Source organism: Methyloversatilis universalis FAM5, assembly GCF_000214035.2.
Classification (GTDB): Bacteria; Pseudomonadota; Gammaproteobacteria; order Burkholderiales; family Rhodocyclaceae; genus Methyloversatilis; species Methyloversatilis universalis.
Genome location: NZ_AFHG01000029.1, coordinates 1 through 17,291 on the forward strand (window position 1 = coordinate 1; position 17,291 = coordinate 17,291).

General features: G+C 66.9%; 14 protein-coding genes and 1 pseudogene. 14 read left to right on the forward strand and 1 reads right to left on the reverse strand.

Annotated features, from left to right (window positions below; genetic code table 11):
* The 10 genes and pseudogenes from METUNV1_RS01285 to METUNV1_RS01330 all read left to right on the forward strand — a co-directional run.
* Positions 1-278 (forward strand): annotated as a pseudogene (locus tag METUNV1_RS01285) (hypothetical protein); the annotation flags it as partial.
* Between the two features lie 411 nt (positions 279-689).
* Positions 690-1,403, forward strand: a complete 714-nt coding sequence (locus METUNV1_RS01290; RefSeq protein ID WP_008058054.1) for a transglycosylase SLT domain-containing protein — start codon at positions 690-692, stop codon at positions 1,401-1,403.
* A gap of 174 nt (positions 1,404-1,577) precedes the next feature.
* On the forward strand, positions 1,578-3,851 hold the full coding sequence (locus METUNV1_RS01295) for an NADP-dependent malic enzyme (RefSeq protein ID WP_008058055.1): 2,274 nt from the start codon (positions 1,578-1,580) through the stop codon (positions 3,849-3,851).
* Between the two features lie 90 nt (positions 3,852-3,941).
* A complete protein-coding gene (locus METUNV1_RS01300) occupies positions 3,942-5,081 on the forward strand; it encodes a patatin-like phospholipase family protein (protein WP_008058057.1) in 1,140 nt (379 codons plus the stop codon).
* 102 nt (positions 5,082-5,183) lie between these two features.
* On the forward strand, positions 5,184-6,197 hold the full coding sequence (gene pbpG, locus METUNV1_RS01305) for a D-alanyl-D-alanine endopeptidase (protein ID WP_008058058.1): 1,014 nt from the start codon (positions 5,184-5,186) through the stop codon (positions 6,195-6,197).
* A 4-nt stretch (positions 6,198-6,201) separates the two neighbouring features.
* The gene (locus METUNV1_RS01310) at positions 6,202-6,966 is read left to right on the forward strand and encodes a (Fe-S)-binding protein (RefSeq protein WP_008058060.1); all 765 of its coding nucleotides are present in this window, start codon (positions 6,202-6,204) and stop codon (positions 6,964-6,966) included.
* A gap of 1 nt (position 6,967) precedes the next feature.
* On the forward strand, positions 6,968-8,398 hold the full coding sequence (locus METUNV1_RS01315; RefSeq protein WP_008058062.1) for a LutB/LldF family L-lactate oxidation iron-sulfur protein: 1,431 nt from the start codon (positions 6,968-6,970) through the stop codon (positions 8,396-8,398).
* Complete coding sequence (locus METUNV1_RS01320) at positions 8,395-9,069, forward strand: LutC/YkgG family protein (protein ID WP_008058064.1); 675 nt, start codon at positions 8,395-8,397, stop codon at positions 9,067-9,069. Before METUNV1_RS01315 ends, METUNV1_RS01320 begins: the two co-directional genes overlap by 4 nt.
* A gap of 173 nt (positions 9,070-9,242) precedes the next feature.
* Positions 9,243-11,219: a TonB-dependent receptor plug domain-containing protein gene (locus tag METUNV1_RS01325; RefSeq protein ID WP_008058065.1), complete on the forward strand. Its 1,977-nt coding sequence runs from the start codon at positions 9,243-9,245 to the stop codon at positions 11,217-11,219.
* Between the two features lie 110 nt (positions 11,220-11,329).
* Positions 11,330-13,228: a hybrid sensor histidine kinase/response regulator gene (locus METUNV1_RS01330; RefSeq protein WP_008058073.1), complete on the forward strand. Its 1,899-nt coding sequence runs from the start codon at positions 11,330-11,332 to the stop codon at positions 13,226-13,228.
* On the opposite strand, the gene METUNV1_RS01335 is transcribed toward METUNV1_RS01330, so the two are convergent.
* Complete coding sequence (locus METUNV1_RS01335; protein ID WP_008058076.1) at positions 13,229-13,888, reverse strand: response regulator; 660 nt, start codon at positions 13,886-13,888, stop codon at positions 13,229-13,231.
* 84 nt (positions 13,889-13,972) lie between these two features.
* Between METUNV1_RS01335 and METUNV1_RS01340 the strand changes: the two genes are divergently transcribed.
* The 4 genes from METUNV1_RS01340 (at position 13,973) to METUNV1_RS01355 (ending at position 17,229) form a co-directional block, all read left to right on the forward strand.
* Positions 13,973-14,344 carry a sirohydrochlorin chelatase gene (locus tag METUNV1_RS01340; protein WP_008058079.1) on the forward strand — a complete coding sequence of 124 codons (372 nt, stop codon included), beginning with the start codon at positions 13,973-13,975 and terminating at the stop codon, positions 14,342-14,344.
* Positions 14,345-14,454: 110 nt separating this feature from the next.
* Positions 14,455-15,360, forward strand: a complete 906-nt coding sequence (locus tag METUNV1_RS01345) for a response regulator (protein WP_008058082.1) — start codon at positions 14,455-14,457, stop codon at positions 15,358-15,360.
* Positions 15,357-16,532: a PP2C family protein-serine/threonine phosphatase gene (locus tag METUNV1_RS01350; RefSeq protein WP_008058083.1), complete on the forward strand. Its 1,176-nt coding sequence runs from the start codon at positions 15,357-15,359 to the stop codon at positions 16,530-16,532. The genes METUNV1_RS01345 and METUNV1_RS01350 overlap by 4 nt, the downstream gene beginning before the upstream one ends.
* Before the next feature lie 115 nt (positions 16,533-16,647).
* Positions 16,648-17,229 (forward strand): ANTAR domain-containing response regulator, encoded by a 582-nt coding sequence (locus METUNV1_RS01355; protein WP_008058084.1) that lies wholly within the window; start codon positions 16,648-16,650, stop codon positions 17,227-17,229.
* Positions 17,230-17,291: the final 62 nt, after the last annotated feature.

A 17,291-nucleotide genomic window follows, 5' to 3' on the forward strand; every position in this document is an offset into this window, starting at 1 on the left:
CTGCACCGGCCAAGGCCGCACCGGCGAAGGCTGCCGCGAAGCCCGCCGCAAAGAAGGCTGCGCCGGCCAAGGCCGCTGCCAAGAAGGTCGCCGCACCCGCCGCGACCAAGGCGGTCGCAAAGGCTGCGGAGCCCGCTGCACCCGCCGCTTCCAAGGCCGCCGAAGCGCCGGCCGCACCGGCTGCTGCCACGCCGTCGACCGCAGCCACGCCGGGCATCAAGTCGTCGCTGAATCCGGCCGCCGCATGGCCGTTCCCGACCGGCTCGCGTCCGTCCTGATCACGTAATCCGCGTCATCGAAAGCGGCATGGGGCACGTTGTCCCCATGCCGCTTTTTTTACGCCCGTTTCTTTTTTCGCGAGCGCATGACGACACCCTGTTACGAAGCTTCACTTGACCTGTTCCTTGCAAATCAGGAAGATGCGCGCGTCGTTGCTTGATCGCCCCTCTGGCGGACGCTGCTGAATGCGTCGCCACCTGCAGTCCTCGCATGATCCGGATGACACAGCGTCGTCCAGATGTTCAATCCGTTCCAGTCGCCACGCGGCGATCTGCGAACACCGCGATTCAAGCTTTTTCCGTATGTCTCGCCCCGGTTGCGAGGCACGGCAACAACCCGTAGCACGGGTTCCTCAGGCGTAACCTCACGTCGCTCATGCGGCGCGATGGAGCGCGCGAAAGGAGTGCTGAATGAACAAGTTCCTGTCCGTCCTGAAGGGCGCCGCGGCCGTCGTGCTGCATTTTGCGCACGGCGGTCTGCTCGCTGTCGGCCTCATGGTCAGCGCCTTCGTGGTCATGCGTGTGGCGGAAGCGGGTCTGACGCCCCGCATGCTGCCTTCGCTGCCGGAGTTCTCGCTGCTGGGTGCGGTCAGTGCGCCGGCCAACGAAGGTGCCGATGAAGTTCAGCCGGTGTCGGTTTCGGCGGCCACGACGCTGAGCTCGCTGCAGAAGAACGTCGCCGATCATGTGTCACGCCGTCACCGCGTGGCCAAGGTCGCCGTCGAGCAGTACGTGACCGACATCTATGCGGCAGCCAGCCGTTACAAGATCGATCCGCTGCTGATGGTGGCGCTGATTTCGGTCGAGTCCGCCTTCAATCCCACCGCCGAGAGCGCATGGGGCGCGCAGGGTCTGACCCAGGTCATCCCGAAATACCATCCGGAAAAGCTTGCCCAGTTCGGCCCCGAAGCGACGCTGCTGGACCCGACCACCAGCATATTCGTCGGCGCGCAGGTGCTGCGCGAATACATCCGCGCGACCGGCTCGGTCGAGGGCGGCCTGCAGCGCTATGTCGGATCGATCGAGGATCCGGACCAGATCTATTCCAACAAGGTGATGACCGAATACCGTCGCCTCGCCGCGGTGTTCGGACCGCGCACCCAGACCGCGTCCGTCGCGTTCTGAACGTCCTCCGGCACCCCGCCGGATCGAGGACCTGCGCGTCAGACGGTTAACCACAGCCCGTTCGACGCGCCAAACGGCTAAAATCTCCGGTTTTCGCACTGCATCATGCTTCGCCCATCAGGCGCGGCATCGGGTGCAGGGCGATGCCACTCGACCGGAGGAGTTGCTGTTCATATGGACGAGCACTTTCGCAACGCTGCACTCGATTACCACCGCAAGCCCACCCCGGGCAAGATTTCCGTCGTTCCCACCAAGGCCCTGACCAACCAGCAGGACCTGTCTCTGGCCTACTCGCCCGGCGTCGCCGCCGCGTGCGAGGAAATCGTGGCCGATCCGCTCCAGGTCAGTCAGATGACCGCCCGCGGCAACCTGATCGGTGTCGTCACCAACGGCACCGCGGTACTCGGTCTCGGTCCGATCGGACCGCTGGCCGCCAAGCCGGTCATGGAAGGCAAGGGCGTGCTGTTCAAGAAGTTCGCGAACATCGACGTGTTCGACATCGAACTCGACGAGCGCGACCCGGACAAGCTTGTCGACATCATCGCGGCGATGGAGCCTACTTTCGGCGGCATCAACCTTGAAGACATCAAGGCGCCCGAGTGTTTCTACATCGAGCGCAAGCTGCGCGAGCGGATGAAGATTCCGGTCTTCCACGACGACCAGCATGGCACCGCCATCGTGGTCGGTGCCGCGGTGCTCAACGGCCTGAAGGCGGTCGGCAAGGACATCAAGCAGGTGAAGCTGGTCACCTCCGGCGCCGGTGCCGCAGCACTCGCCTGTCTGGATCTGCTGGTGCTGCTCGGCATGCCGATCGAGAACATCTGGGTGACCGACATCAAGGGTGTGGTCTACCAGGGCCGGGTCGAGGAAATGGATCCGCTCAAGGCGCGCTACGCCAAGGTGACCGACGCCCGCAAGCTGGCCGAGGTGATCGCCGATGCCGACGTGTTCCTCGGCCTGTCGGCCGGGGGGGTGCTGAAGCAGGACATGGTGAAGCAGATGGCGCCGCGCCCGCTCATCCTGGCGCTGGCCAACCCGAATCCGGAAATCATGCCGGACGAGGTGAAGGCGGTGCGCGATGACGCAGTGATCGCGACCGGCCGTTCGGACTATCCGAACCAGGTCAACAACGTGCTGTGCTTCCCCTTCATTTTCCGGGGTGCGCTGGACGTCGGTGCCACCACCATCACCGAAGAGATGAAGCTGGCCGCGGTGCGCGCCATCGCCGAACTGGCCCAGGTCGAACAGAGCGAAATCGTGCGTGCTGCCTATGGCGAACAGCCGATGTCCTTCGGTCCGGAATACCTGATTCCCAAGCCCTTCGATCCGCGCCTGATCACCAAGATCGCCCCTGCGGTGGCCAGGGCGGCGATGGATTCGGGCGTGGCCACGCGTCCGATCGAGGACTTCGAGGCCTATCACCAGCAGCTGAACAACCTGGTCTGGATTTCCGGCCTGGTGATGAAGCCGGTGTTCGCCGAAGCCAAGCGCAATCCGAAGCGCATCATCTACGCCGAAGGCGAGGATGAGCGCGTGCTGAGCGCGGTGCGCAACGTGGTCGATGAAGGTCTGGCGCGCCCGATCCTGGTTGGCCGCCGCGACGTGGTGCTGGGCCGCATCGAGAAGCTGGGCCTGCGTCTGCGCCAGGACATCGATTTCGAACTGGTGACGCCGGAAAACGATCCGCGCTACAAGGAGCTGTGGACCACCTACCACGCACTGACCGAGCGCAAGGGCATTTCGGTCGACTACGCGAAGATGGAAGCGCGTCGCCGCACCACGCTGATCGGTGCGCTGCTGGTGCGCCTCGGTTACGCCGACGGCCTGATCTGCGGCACCTTCGGCAACTTCGCGCGCCATCTGCATTTCGTGCGCAACGTGCTCGGTCTGAAGGAAGGCCTCAGCAACTTCTACGCGATGAATCTGCTGAACCTGCCCGGCCGCACCGTCATGCTGTGCGACACCTATGTCAATTACGATCCGACCGCGGAACAGGTCGTCGAAATGACGGTGCTCGCCGCGGAAGAGGCACGCCGTTTCGGCATACAGCCGAAGATCGCGCTGCTGTCGCACTCCAACTTCGGCTCCGAGAACACGGTGACCGCCGAGAAGATGCGTCGCGCGCTGGGCATGCTGCATGCAGACCATCCGGACCTCGAGGTGGAAGGCGAAATGCACGGTGACGCGGCGCTGGATACCGACATCCGCAATCGCATCTTCCCGAACTCGCGTCTGAAGGACGAAGCCAACCTGCTCATCTTCCCGACGCTGGACGCGGCCAACATTTCCTACAATCTGCTGAAAACCGCCGCGGGCGAGGGCATGACCATCGGCCCCATCCTGCTCGGCGCGAAACAGCCGGTGCACATCCTGACGCCGACGGCGACGGTGAGACGCATCGTGAACATGACCGCACTGACCGTGGTCGAGGCCAGCCACTCGCGCTGACCCCGGTCACCGCAGTGCGCGCCCGGGCAGCCTTCGGGCTGCCCGCACAGGGGAGGGCGCGACGTGCAGCGAGGCAGGACAGCGCTGGTGTTGTCGGGCGGCGGCGCGCGCGCCGCCTATCAGGTCGGCGTGCTGGCCGCGGTGCGCGAGCTGCTGCCTGACCCGCGGGTCAATCCCTTTCCCATCCTGTGCGGCACCTCGGCCGGCGCCATCAACGCGGCTGCGTTGGGCGTGTACAGCGAGGACTTCGGCGACGCGGTCGACAATCTGCTGCACATCTGGCGCAACTTCGAAGCCGGCCAGGTGTATCGCGCCGACCCGCTGGGCATCGGCAAGACCGGTGCCCGCTGGCTGATGGCGCTGATGTTCGGCTGGGCGGTCGAGCGTTACCCGAAGTCGCTGCTGGACAACACGCCGCTGCGCGAACTGCTGTCAGACAAGCTTGATTTTTCGCGCATAGACCGCGCCATCCGGCGCGGCGCGCTGTACGCGCTGTCGGTCACCGCCTCCGGCTATACCTCGGGTGACAGCGTGGCCTTCTTCGAAGGTGGCGACGGCATGGAGCCGTGGAAGCGCATGCAGCGCGCCTCCACCCGCACGCCGCTCAAGGTGGAGCATCTGCTCGCCAGCAGCGCGCTGCCCTTCATCTTTCCGGCGGTGAAGCTCAACCGCGAATATTTCGGCGACGGCTCGATGCGTCAGCTCGCGCCGATGAGTCCGGCGGTACATCTGGGCGCCGAGCGCATCTTCATCGTCGGCGTCGGCCGCATGAGCGAACACGACAGCCGCCGGCGCGGCGACGGCTACCCGTCGCTGGCCCAGGTGGCCGGCCACGCGCTGGCCAGCATCTTTCTCGACCAGCTCATGATCGACATCGAACAGCTGCAGCGGGTGAACGACATTCTGGGCCGGGTGCCGCCCGAGGTGATGGCACAGATGGGTCTGCCGCTGCGGCCGATCGAAACCCTGGTCATCGCGCCGTCCGAAAGGCTGGACGACATTGCCGCCCGCCATGTCGATGCGCTGCCGATCGGCGTACGCACGCTGCTTGGCGGCATAGGCGGTACCCGGCGCGCAGGCGGCGGACTGGCCAGCTACCTGCTGTTCGAAAAGCCTTTCACCCGGGCGCTGATCGACCTCGGTTACCGCGACACGCTGGCGCGCGCGGACGACGTACGTGCCTTTCTCGGGGTGAGTGGCGAGCCGCCGATGACTGCGTCACGATCGTGAAACCGTACTAAGAATGCTTTCCAGGCTCTTATTTTCGTTTGATAAATTGATCTCTGAAGGTAAACTCCGACCTCGATCTATACGCCAGCAGGGGTCAAACGCATGTTTCTGAAGGTCCTGATGGTCAGCTGCACAGCGCTGGCGCTCGGCCTCACCGTCGCCCCGACGGTCGAAGCCGCCACTGCCAAGACCACCGCCTCCCAGACCAAGGCCGGCAAGAAAACCGCCAAGGTCGCCAGGAAGAACACCTCCCCGGCCCGCGTCCAGCAGGCCAGTCTCAAGAAAACCTCCCGCAAGTCCGTCGCCGCAGCCGCCGCCCCGCGTGAAATCTCGGTCAGCGACATCGATGCGCTCGGCCTGCCGAACGTCAAATCCACCGCCGTGCTGGTGCAGGACCAGAGCTCGGGTGAAGTGCTGTTCGAGCGCAATTCCGATGCCGTGGTGCCGATCGCCTCGATCACCAAGCTGATGACCGCGATGGTGTCGCTGGACAGCAAGCCGGCGCTGGACGAAGTGCTGGACGTGAGCGACGAGGACGTCGATCAGCTGAAGGGCACCCGTTCGCGCCTGTCGGTCGGCACCCGCCTCACCCGCGAGGAAATGCTGCACCTGGCGCTCATGTCGTCGGAAAACCGCGCCGCCTCGGCGCTGTCGCGTCATTACCCGGGTGGCCGCCCGGCCTTCATCGCGGCGATGAACCGCAAGGCGCAGGACCTGGGTCTGGTCGATACCCGCTTCTTCGACAGCACCGGCCTGAACCCGCACAACGTGTCGTCGGCCCGCGATCTGGCCAAGATGGTGGCCGCGTCCGCGCGCTATCCGCTGATCCGCGAGTTCTCGACCACGCGTGACGGCTTCTTCGCGGTGAATGGCCGCATGATGCGTTTCAACAACACCAACGCGCTGGTGTCCAGCCCGGAATGGGAGATCGGCCTGCAGAAGACCGGTTTCACCAACGAGGCCGGCAAGTGCCTGGTGATGCAGGCGTGGATGAACCAGAAGCCGGTGGTCATCGTGCTGCTGGATTCTTGGGGCAAGCTCACCCGCATCGGCGACGCCAACCGCATCCGCCGCTGGGTCGAGCAGCTGGCCCAGCACGGCCCGCGTCAGGGCTGACATCGTGTCCGGGGTCGCGCCGGGCAGTCGGGGAGAAGTCGGACTTTTCGTCACCTGCCTGGTCGATCTGATGCGGCCGTCGATCGCGTTCGCCGCGATCCGGCTGCTGGAATCCGCCGGCTACACCGTGGTCGTGCCGGACACCCAGACCTGCTGCGGTCAGCCCGGTTACAACGCCGGTGACCGCGCGGCGGCGCGCGCGCTGGCGCGCAAGCTGATCGCCGAATTCGAATCCTTCCCTCATGTGGTCGCGCCGTCCGGTTCCTGTGCCGGCACGGTGAAGGTGCATTACGCCGAGCTGTTCGCCGATGATCCGGCGTGGCGTGCGCGGGCCGAGGCGCTGGCCGAGAAGACGTTCGAACTGACCCAGTTTCTGGTGGACGTGGCCGGCGTAAGCACGGTGCCCGGCACCTTCAGCGGCTCGGTCACCTATCACGACTGCTGTTCCGGCCTGCGCGAACTGGGCGTGAAGGCGCAGCCGCGGGCGCTGATGGACAGCCTGCCCGGCGTGCGCCGGGTCGAGATGCGCGACTGCGAGGAATGCTGCGGCTTCGGTGGTCTGTTCTCGGTCAAGTACCCGGACATTTCCGGTGCCATCGTGCAGCGCAAGTGCGAATCCATACGCGGCTCCGGCGCCTATGCAGTGGCGCTGGGCGATCTCGGCTGCATGATGAATATCGAAGGCCGGCTGCGGCGCAGCGGCGACGAACTGACCGAGGTGATCCACATCGCCGAGCTGCTGGCCGGGCCGGCTGGCGAGGGCGGCTGACATGGAAATCCGCTCCATGCATTTCGTCGAGCGGGTGCGTCAGCGCCTGGACGACGACGAGCTGCAGCGCAACCTGAAGCGCACCCGGGGCCGTAATGCCGCCTCGCGCGCGGCGGCGGTGGCCGCCTTTCCCGATTTCGACGCGGTGCGCCAGCGCGCCACCGAAATACGCCGCAGCGTGCTGCGCGATCTCGACGTCTGGCTGGAGCGCTTCGAGGCGAAAGCGACCGAGCGCGGCGCCACCGTGCTGTGGGCGCGCGACGGCGAGCACGCCTGCGAACTGATCGCGGATATCGCGAAGCGCCACGGCGTGCGCACCGTGGTGAAGTCCAAGTCCATGGTGTCGGAAGAGGCCGGGCTCAATGCCGCGCTGGAAGCGGCCGGCGTGCGGCCGGTGGAAACCGATCTCGGCGAGTACATCCTGCAGATCAACGATAACGAGCCACCGTCGCACATCATCATGCCGGTGATTCACAAGTCGAAGGAGCAGGTGTCCGAACTGTTCGCGCGGGTGCACGGCACGCCGCCCAAGACCGATATCGAGGCGCTGACCCACGAAGCGCGCGCGGTGCTGCGACCGGAATTCCTCGGTGCGGACATGGGCCTGTCCGGCGGCAATTTCCTGATCGCGGAAACCGGTTCGGTGGCCATCGTCACCAACGAGGGCAATGGGCGGCTGTGCACCACGCTGCCGCGGGTTCACGTGGCGCTGACCGGCATCGAGAAGGTGATTCCGACGCTGGAAGACCTGTCGACCCTGCTGCGCATCCTGCCGCGTTCGGCCACCGGGCAGGCGCTCACCAATTACGTGTCCATGCTGACCGGGCCGAAGCACGCCGGCGATCCGGATGGGCCGGAGCACATGTATTTCGTGCTGGTCGATGGCGGTCGCGCTGATCTGCTCGGCAGCGAATTCGAGGACATGCTGCGCTGCATACGCTGCGGCGCCTGCATGAATCACTGCCCGGTGTATCAGACGGTGGGCGGTCACGCCTATGGCTGGGTGTATCCGGGGCCGATGGGGTCGGTCCTCACGCCGCTGTACCAGGGGCTGGAGAAGGCGAAGGATCTGCCGCACGCGGCCACGCTGTGCAATCAGTGCGGCGTGGTCTGTCCGGTCTCGATACCGCTGCCTGAACTGATGCGCAGGCTGCGGGAGAAGCAGGTCGAATGCGGACTGCGGCCGTGGTCGGAGCGGCTGGCGCTGCGCGCCTGGGCCTGGGTGGCCGGTCGGCCAAAGCTGTATGCGCTGGCCAGCCGCGTCGGTGTTCGCTACCTGCGCTGGCTGGCCGGCGGGCGGGACCGCATCCAGGTGATGGGGCTGGCACCCGGATGGACCGCGCAGCGCGATTTTCCGGCGCCCGCCGCGCAGACCTTCCGTGAGCTGCATGCCGCGCGGCAGGCCGCGAAACGGCAGGGAGGTGCGCGGTGAGCGGCACGCGCGACGACATTCTCGGGCGGCTGCGCCGCCAGCTCGGCCGTACCGACGCCACCCGCGCCGAGGCGCAGGCCCGGGTAGAAGCGGTACTCGCCGCGCGTCAGTGCGGACCGCGCGCGCCCTCTGATGCCCTGGTCGAGCGTTTCATCGAGCGCGCGCGGGCCATGCTGTCGACCGTGGAACGCTGTCCGGCCGAATCCGAGGTGCCGGCCTTCTGCGCGCGCTGGCTGGCCGCGCAGTCGCTGCCGCTCGATCTGGTGGTGGCGCCGCCCTTTGCCCATCTCGACTGGGCGGGCGCCGGGCTGCGGATGCGCGTCGGCGCCGCCGACGGCGACGACCGGGTTGGCGTGACCGGCTGTTTCCGTGCCATCGCCGAAACCGGCACGCTGATGCTGCGCTCCGGCGTCGACATGCCGCCGGTCAACAGCCTGCTACCGGAAACCCATATCGCGATCGTGCCGGTGGCCCGCATCGTGGCCGACATGGAAGCGGCGTGGGCGGATGCGCGCAGCGAGTGGGGGAACGCTGGGGGCGCCGAAGGCGGGCAGGGCTGGCCGCGTGCGGTGAATTTCGTGTCCGGCCCGTCGCGCACCGCCGACATCGAACAGGTCATCGTACTGGGTGCTCACGGGCCATTCCGGGTGCATCTGCTGGTCGTGGGCTGATCCGGCCCTGCCGCCATGCAGAACGGCCCCTTTTTGTAAGCGCGATTTACCGGGATAATCCCGGCATCCCGGTCCGGCCCGTGCGGTCGCGCCCCGACGACCTTTGGCCGACGCTGCACATGCCTGCAACACCGAAACACCGCATCCCGCCCCGCCGTCTGCTTTCCGCCCTGATGTTCGCGCTGACGGCAACGCCTGCAGTACAGGCCAGCGACGAGCCGGAAAGCCCCTTCCTCGACGATACGCTGCCGGTGGTGCTGTCCATGACCCGCATGCCGCAGCGCATCGACGACGCGCCGGGCGCGGTCACGCTGTTCACGCGCGAGGACATCGAACGCCTGGGCTACCGGCGCCTGCCGCAGCTGCTGCGTCTGGTGCCGGGCATGAACATGATGAGCGACACCGGCCATTCGCCGGCGCTGTTCTACCACGGCCTCGGCACCCTCAACCCGAACCGCATGCAGGTGCTGATCGACGGCCGTTCGGTCTATTCGCCCTATCTGTACGGCTATGTCGACTGGGACGCGCTGCCGCTGACGATGGACGAAATCGAGCGGATCGAGGTGGTCCGTGGCTCCAACGCCGCCACCTATGGCTCGAATGCGGTGGCCGGTGTGGTCAACATCGTCACCCGCAGCGCGCTCGACGGTCCGTCGGCCATCGCCTCGGTCACCCGAGGCAGCCGTGACGTGGCCGATGCGTCCGCCCGTCTGCGTCGCAGCTTCGGGCCGCTCAGCATCGCGATCAATGCCCGCACCCTGGGCGACGAAGGGTTCGAGCATCGCTACGACGATGCGCGGCTGAATGCCTCCACGCTGCGCGCCGACCTGACGCTGAACGCTTCGGACGAAATCAGTCTGATGGCCGGTCAGAGTTCCGGCTCGCGCGGGGTCGGCTATCCGCTGGGCGTGGCCGGCAACCGCGACAACAGCAACGGTTTCCGCGATGTACGCACCGACAACTGGTTCGTGCATCTGCGCTTCCGGCGCAGCATTTCGGCGGACAACGAATGGTCGGTCGGCTACTACCAGAACCAGGACAAGGGCCAGGAAGAGTGGTTTGGCGTGCTCGGCCCGCTGCGCCTGCCGATTGACTACAACCGCACCGCCACCCGCGAGAATTTCGATTTCCAGCACCAGTTCTCGCCGGCCGAAGGCTGGCGGGTGGCTTGGGGAGCGGAGCATCGCGAGGACAGGCTGCAGTCCGCCCGCATGTTCTATTACACCGGCAGCGAGTCGCAGAAGCTGCTGCGGGTGTCGGCCAACGTCGAGTGGCGGCCGAACAGCCTGCTCACGCTGAACGCCGGCAACATGATCGAGCGTTTCGAGGGCTATGGTCACCAGTCTTCGCCGCGCCTGTTCGCCACACTGCACCTGACGCCGGATCACGCGCTGAAGGCGGGCGTGACGCGCGCCTTCCGTCAGCCCTCGCTGATCGAGGCCTATGGCGATTCACGCTTCATCTATCGCGAGTTGATCCCCTTCCTGCCCGCCCGCTACCAGGGGCGGGTGCAGCGCACCTATGTCGGACAGCCGGATCTCGATCCGGAACAGCTGGATTCGGCCGAAATCGGCTATGTCGGCCGCTTCGGCGCCTCGTCGCTGGAGGTGCGGTATTTCCATGAGCGCTTCGATCACCTGATCACCGAAACGCGCTTCGTCGATCCGGCGTTCCGCAATGCGGGCCGCACCTACTTCGAAGGGCCGGGGGCGACGATCAGCGGTTTCGAGTACCAGTACCGCTGGCGTGGCGAAGGGCGCGAAATCTGGTGGTCGCACGCACTGCCGCGCATCAGCGCCAATCCGGTCTGCGATCCGGGCCAGACCTGCTACGCCCAGACCGCGCCGTCGTCCACCTGGTCGCTGACCTGGATGGAACAGCTGCCGCAGGACTGGTCGGTGTCGGCCACGCTCTATGGCGTCAATTCCGCCAACTTCCTGAACGGCAGCAAGCCGGTCGACAGCTACCAGACGCTGGACGCCCGGGTGGCGAAGAAATTCCGCAGCGGCAACATGGTGTGGGAAGCGGCCCTGTCGGTGACCGACATCGGACCGGGCTACGAAACCTTCAACGACGACCAGTCGCGACGGGTGCCGTTCAACCAGGTCGCCCGCCAGACCCTGCTCACGCTGCGTTCCAGCTGGTTCTGAAGCGCATCCGACTATCCCTTATCATGATCGCCGGATAAACAGGCGGTCTACCGGAAGGGGGCGGAGTGCAGGGTCGGTTCGGGTTCAATCGACTCGGATTCCGCAGTCGCGTGCTGCTGGCGGCGGTGTTGCCGTCGGTGCTGATCGCGCTGGCCCTGGCCGTTCACTTCACCTCCACCCGCATCGCCGACATCGACCGCGCGCTGGTCGATCGCGCGCTGCTGCTGACCGCCAGCCTCGCGCCGGCGTCCGAGTACGGCCTGTTCGCGGGCAATTCCGACATCCTGAATTCGCTGGCCGAGGCCGCGCTGCGCGAACGCGACGTCGATGGTCTGGTGCTGTTCGACCGGGACGGGCAGTCCCTGGTCCGCGTCGGCAAGGTGCATCTGCCCGCGCCGGAATCCTTTGCCGGTCTCGGGGCGCCGGTGCTGCTGGAAAGCAGCGACACCCATCACCTGTTCGCCGCGCCGGTGTTCAGCGAACAGGCGAGGCCGGATCCGCTGTTCGATGACGGCAGTGTGGCACTGCCCGGCGTGAGCCGGCTCGGCGTGGTGGTGGTGCAGGTGTCGCGCGCCGGCAGCCGGCAGGCGCAGCGCGAACTGATGTGGAGCGCTGCGCTGATCACGCTGGGTGGTCTGGCGCTGGCCGGCCTGCTGGCGCGGGTGCTGTCCGACGGCGTCACCGCGCCGGTCCGTTCGCTGGCCGACACCGTGCGGCGGATCGAGCAGGGGGATTTTTCGGCGCGTGCCCGCACCGGCGCGCGCGGCATCCTGCAGGTGCTGGAGGACGGCATCAACCGGATGGCGGTGACGCTGGGCGGCACCCGGGCGGAACTGGAACGCCGGGTGCAGGACGCCACCGCACAGCTGCAGACGCAGAAGGAAGTGGCCGAACAGGCCAGTCGCGCCAAGACCCAGTTCGTCGATGCCCTGCTGCACGACCTGAGCCAGCCGCTGATGGCCATGGGGCTGGACATCCGCACGCTCAAGCTGCGGCTGCGCGACGCCGAAAGCAGTGCGCTGCTGGCGCGGCTCGAGCGTTCGTCGATGAAGCTGGAAAACATGCGCGACGTGCTGCTCGACGTCGCCCGGCTCGAATCCGGTGCCACCCAGCCACGCTTGACCGAATTTCCGCTGGAACGGGTCTTCGACAGCCTGCGCCACACCTTCGAGGCCCAGGCCGCGGAGAAGGGCCTGGTGTTCGTGCTGCGCCCGACCCGCCTGTGGTGCCGCTCCGATCCGCTGCTGCTGGAGCGTGTGCTGGCCAATCTGGTGTCGAACGCGCTGCGCTACACCGCCCGCGGGACGGTGTTCGTCGGTGCCCGGCGGGTCGAGGGCGACCGCATCCGCATCGAGGTGCGCGACAGCGGGCAGGGCATTCCGCCGGAACGCCTGGACGACGTGTTCGACGAATTCGTGCGTCTGCCGGGCACCGATCCGGGCAGCGGCGGGCGCGGCATGGGACTCGGGCTGGCCATCGTGCGCCGGCTCTGTACGCTGCTCGCGCATCCGGTGCATGCGCGCTCGCGGCCGGGGCGGGGGTCCACCTTCTGCGTCTGGGTGCCGCGTACGCCGGCGATCTCCTCCGCGCCGCCGGAGGACGGACTGTCCGGTCTGCGCCGGCTGAGCCGGCAGCGGGTGGCACTGATCGATGATGACCTGTCGCTGCTGCAGTCGCTGCAGCAGCTGCTGCATTCGGTCGGGGTGGACGTGATCGCCGGCACCTCGGCGGAATTCGTGCTGCGCCAGCTGCGCCAGACCGGCGCACCCGCCTTCATCCTGAGCGACTATCAGCTGGGCCCGGACAGCGACGGGCTGCGCGCGGTGCTGTCGCTGCGACGCGAGTTCGGCGCCCACATTCCGGCGCTGATCATGACCGGTCTGGCCGCCACCCGCGAACTGGAGATCGAGCTGGAAGCGCACGGCATTCCGCTGGTGGCCAAGCCGGTGCGGCCGGTCGTGCTCGATGCGGTGATCGGCAGCCTGCTGGAGGCGGCCGAAGAGGACTGATCAGCCCTTGCCGGCGCGCCGGGGCAGGCGTATGCCCATCTGCGACAGCGCGAACACCGCCTGTGTGCGGTTGCGTACGTTGAGCAGTCGCAGGATGGTCGAGATATGGGTTTTCGCGGTACCGTCGGAAATGCCCAGTTCGCGGCAGATGAGCTTGTTCGGCAGGCCCTCGATCATCAGCTGCAGCACCTGGATCTGGCGCGGCGTGAGGCCGATGTCGGCCAGATCCTGTATCGACGGGCGTGGCGGATGCGGGTGGGCCGCGTTGTCCAGCACCTGCTGCGGTACATAGATGCCGCCCTTGAGCACCAGCTGCAGCGCGCTCACCAGTACCGCGGTGGTCGAACTTTTCGAGATGAAGCCCATCGCACCGTGGTCGATCGACTCGGTGATGGTCTGGCGGTCGTCCTGGGCTGAAATGACCACCACCGGCACGTCCGGAAACTCGCTGCGCAGCTGTACCAGCAGCGTGGTGCCTTCGGCGTCCGGCAGGTTGAGGTCCAGCATCACCAGGTCGGGCCGCCAGCCGGTGCGCAGCAGGGTGAGCGCACGCGAGGCGAGCAGCGCGCAGCGAATGTCGGGTTCGGTGTCGACTTCGGCCAGTACGCTGCGCAGACCTTCGACCACGAGGGGCTGGTCTTCGACGATCATTACCTGCATGGGTGGGGCATCCGTCAAGGAATGGCCCCGATTTTATATGCGATGGTGCTTGCGGTTCTGCTGCAGCGCAAAGGAGAACACGTTGTGAGTCACGGTCTGGTGTTGTTCGGCCACGGATCGCGCGATCCGGAATGGGCGCGCCCGCTGCGCGAGGTGGCCGCCCGGGTGGCGGCCGGTGAGGGTGCGCCGCGGGTCGAACTGGCCTTTCTCGAGTTCCTCGAACCGACGCTGGAACAGGCGTGCGCGCGACTGGCCGCCGAGGGGGTGAGCCGGATTGCGGTGCTGCCGATGTTCATCGCCCAGAGCGGCCATGTGCGACGCGACCTGCCGGCGCACATCGACGCGGTGCGCGCCGCCCATCCGTCGCTGCGCATCGATCTGGCGGTGGCGGTCGGCGAGGACGCCCGGGTGCAGGCGGTCATGGCCGAGGTGGCGCTCGCCGCCTTCGATCACTGAGCCGACCTCCGGACGCTCAAGACGGCGGATCCGCTGCCGTTAGTGAGGACGATGTGCGGGAGCCGAAACCATCTCAGGCTGCCGCCTTTCTCTCTGCGGAGCACGAGTTCATGGTGAGCATGTCAGCACCGGCCCGGATACTGGTTGTCGACGACGAACCGTTCAATCTGGAAATCATCGGCGAATACCTCGACGGTCATGGCTACGAACTGACCATGGCGAGGGACGGCGTCGAGGCCTGGGCGTGTCTGGAAGATTCCGGACGCGAATTCGATCTGCTGGTGCTCGACCGCATGATGCCGCGGCTCGATGGCATGGAACTGTTGCGCCGGGTACGCCGTACGCCGCGCCTGAGCGGCCTGCCGGTCATCATGCAGACTGCGGCGGCCACGCCGGACCAGGTGCGCGAAGGTCTGGCGGCCGGCGCGCGCTACTACCTCACCAAGCCGTACGAACCGGATGCGCTGCTGGCCATCGTCAAGTCGGCGCTGGAAGAGGCGCACCGCAACCGCGAGATACAGCTGCAGGTCGACGGCATGCGCCGGGCCATGGGTTCGCTGCAGGTGGCGGAATTCGAGTTCGCCACCCTCCAGCAGGCCAGCCAGCTCGCCGCGCTGGCCTCGCTGACCGCGCCGGAGCCGGAAAACATCGTGATGGGTCTGAGCGAACTGATGATCAACGCGGTCGAGCACGGCAACCTGGCCATCAGCTACGCAGAGAAATCCCGCCTGCGCATGGAGGACCGCTGGCAGGAGGAGGTCGAACGCCGGCTGGCCCTGCCCGAGTACGTCGACCGCCGCGCCCGGCTGCGCATCGAGCGTGAGCCGAACAGCATCCGCTACACGGTCAGCGACCAGGGCGCGGGCTTCGAATACGCGCGCTACCTTGATTTCGATCCCGGCCGTGCCTTCGATCCGAACGGCCGCGGCATCGCGATGGCCCGCCAGCTCTGTTTCCGCTCGCTCGAGTACCGCGGCTGCGGCAATGTGGTCACCGCGACGGTGGAGGTGAAATGAATACGCCGGTCTTGACGCAGACAGGCGCCGACGCTGCGCCGGTCGCACTGCCTGCCCGTCAGATGACGGTGCTGGTGGTCGACGACACGCTGATCGGCCGGGCCACAGTCAGCACGCTGGTGCGCCGGCTCGGCCACCGCTGCATCGAGGCGTCCGACGGCGCCGGCGCAGTTCAGGCCTACCGTACCTACCGGCCGGATGTGGTGCTGATGGATGTGGTGATGCCCGGCATGGACGGCCTGGAAGCCACCCGGCAGCTGCGCCGTCTGGCGGCCGATACCTTCCTGCCCATCCTGCTGCTGTCGGCGCGCTCGGACGACACCGACATGATCGCCGGCCTGCAGGCGGGGGCGGACGACTATCTGACCAAACCGATCAATTTCGCCATCCTGACCGCCAAGCTCGCCAACTGCGCCCGACAGCTCACGATGCACGCGAGCATGGCCAACTACCGCGCCGAGCAGGAGGAGGAGATCGAGTTCGCGCGGCACGTGATCGAGCGCCAGGTTCAGGGCAAGGCGGTCAACGACCGCCGGGTGCGCTATTCGGTCACGCCGACCGCGCAGTTCTCCGGCGACATCGTCGCGGTGTCGCATTCGCCGTCAGGCGCGCTCTACGCCCTGCTGGCCGATGCCACCGGTCACGGCCTGGCGGCTGCGATCAGCGTGCTGCCGGTGCTGCAGGTGTTCTTCGGCATGGCCAAGAAGAATCTGTCGCTCGGCCTGATGGCCAGCGAAATCAACCGTCACCTGAGCACCACGCTGCCGGTGGGGCGTTTCGTCGCAGCTACCATCGTGCGCATCGAGGGCAACGAGGGCGAGGTGTGGGTGGGCGGCACGCCGGAAGTGCTGCTGCTGGACCGCAGTGGCCTGGTGAACGCCCGCTTCGGGTCGATGAACCTGCCACTGGGCATCGATGTGGATGACGCCGCCAACGTGCCGCCGCAGCGTTTCGAATGGACGCCGGGTGACCAGCTGATGCTGTGCTCCGACGGCCTGCTGGAGGCGCACAACCGGATGGGCGAGCCCTTCGGCAGCCAGCGCCTGGAGGCGACGCTGCGCGACGCGGCGCCCGCGCGGCGCCACGATTCGGTGCGTGACGCGCTGGCCGTGCATCTGGACGGTGCTCTGGCGCACGACGACGTGTCGCTGATGGTGATCGATCTCGAGTGAACGGCGCGTCCGGCGCCGGATCCGCGCGATCCGGGGGCCGCAGCGGCCAGCCGGGCCCGCATTGGCACGGTGATTGCATCATGCCCGGGTCCAGGCTTCCTCTGTCCGTGCCGATATGGCTGTCCTCAATGTGCTGGTGGTCGACGAATCGCGCAAACGCGCCGCTGAAATCTGCGCCGGGCTTGCCTGCGCCGGTTATCAGGTGGCGGCGGTGCTGTCGAGCGCCTACGATCTGCACATGAAGGTCGAGGAAATCAAGCCGGATGTCATCCTGATCCAGACCGACTCGCCCTCGCGCGACACGCTTGAGAACATGGCGGCGATGGACCGCGAAATGCCGCGCCCGGTGGTGGTGTTCGCCAACGATTCCGACAGCAAGACGATACGCCGCGCGATGAAGGCCGGTGTGTCGGCCTATGTGGTCGATGGCCTGGAACCCAAGCGCATCAAGCCGGTGATCGACGTGGCGCTGGCGCGCTTCGAGGAACACCAGGAACTGCGCCGGGCGCGCGACGAGGCGCGGCAGAAGCTGAATGACCGCATCGCCATCGACCGCGCCAAGGGCATTCTGATGAAGCTGCGCGGCATCGACGAGGACGCCGCCTACCACACGCTGCGCAAGCTTGCGATGGAGCGCGGCAAGACCATTTCCGCGGTGTCCGAGGACTTCATCGCCACCGCCCGCCTGCTCGGCTAGGCGCGGTCGCGCTGGCTGCACCCCGGCGTGCGACGCGCACCACGCACGCCCCTCGTCCTGTT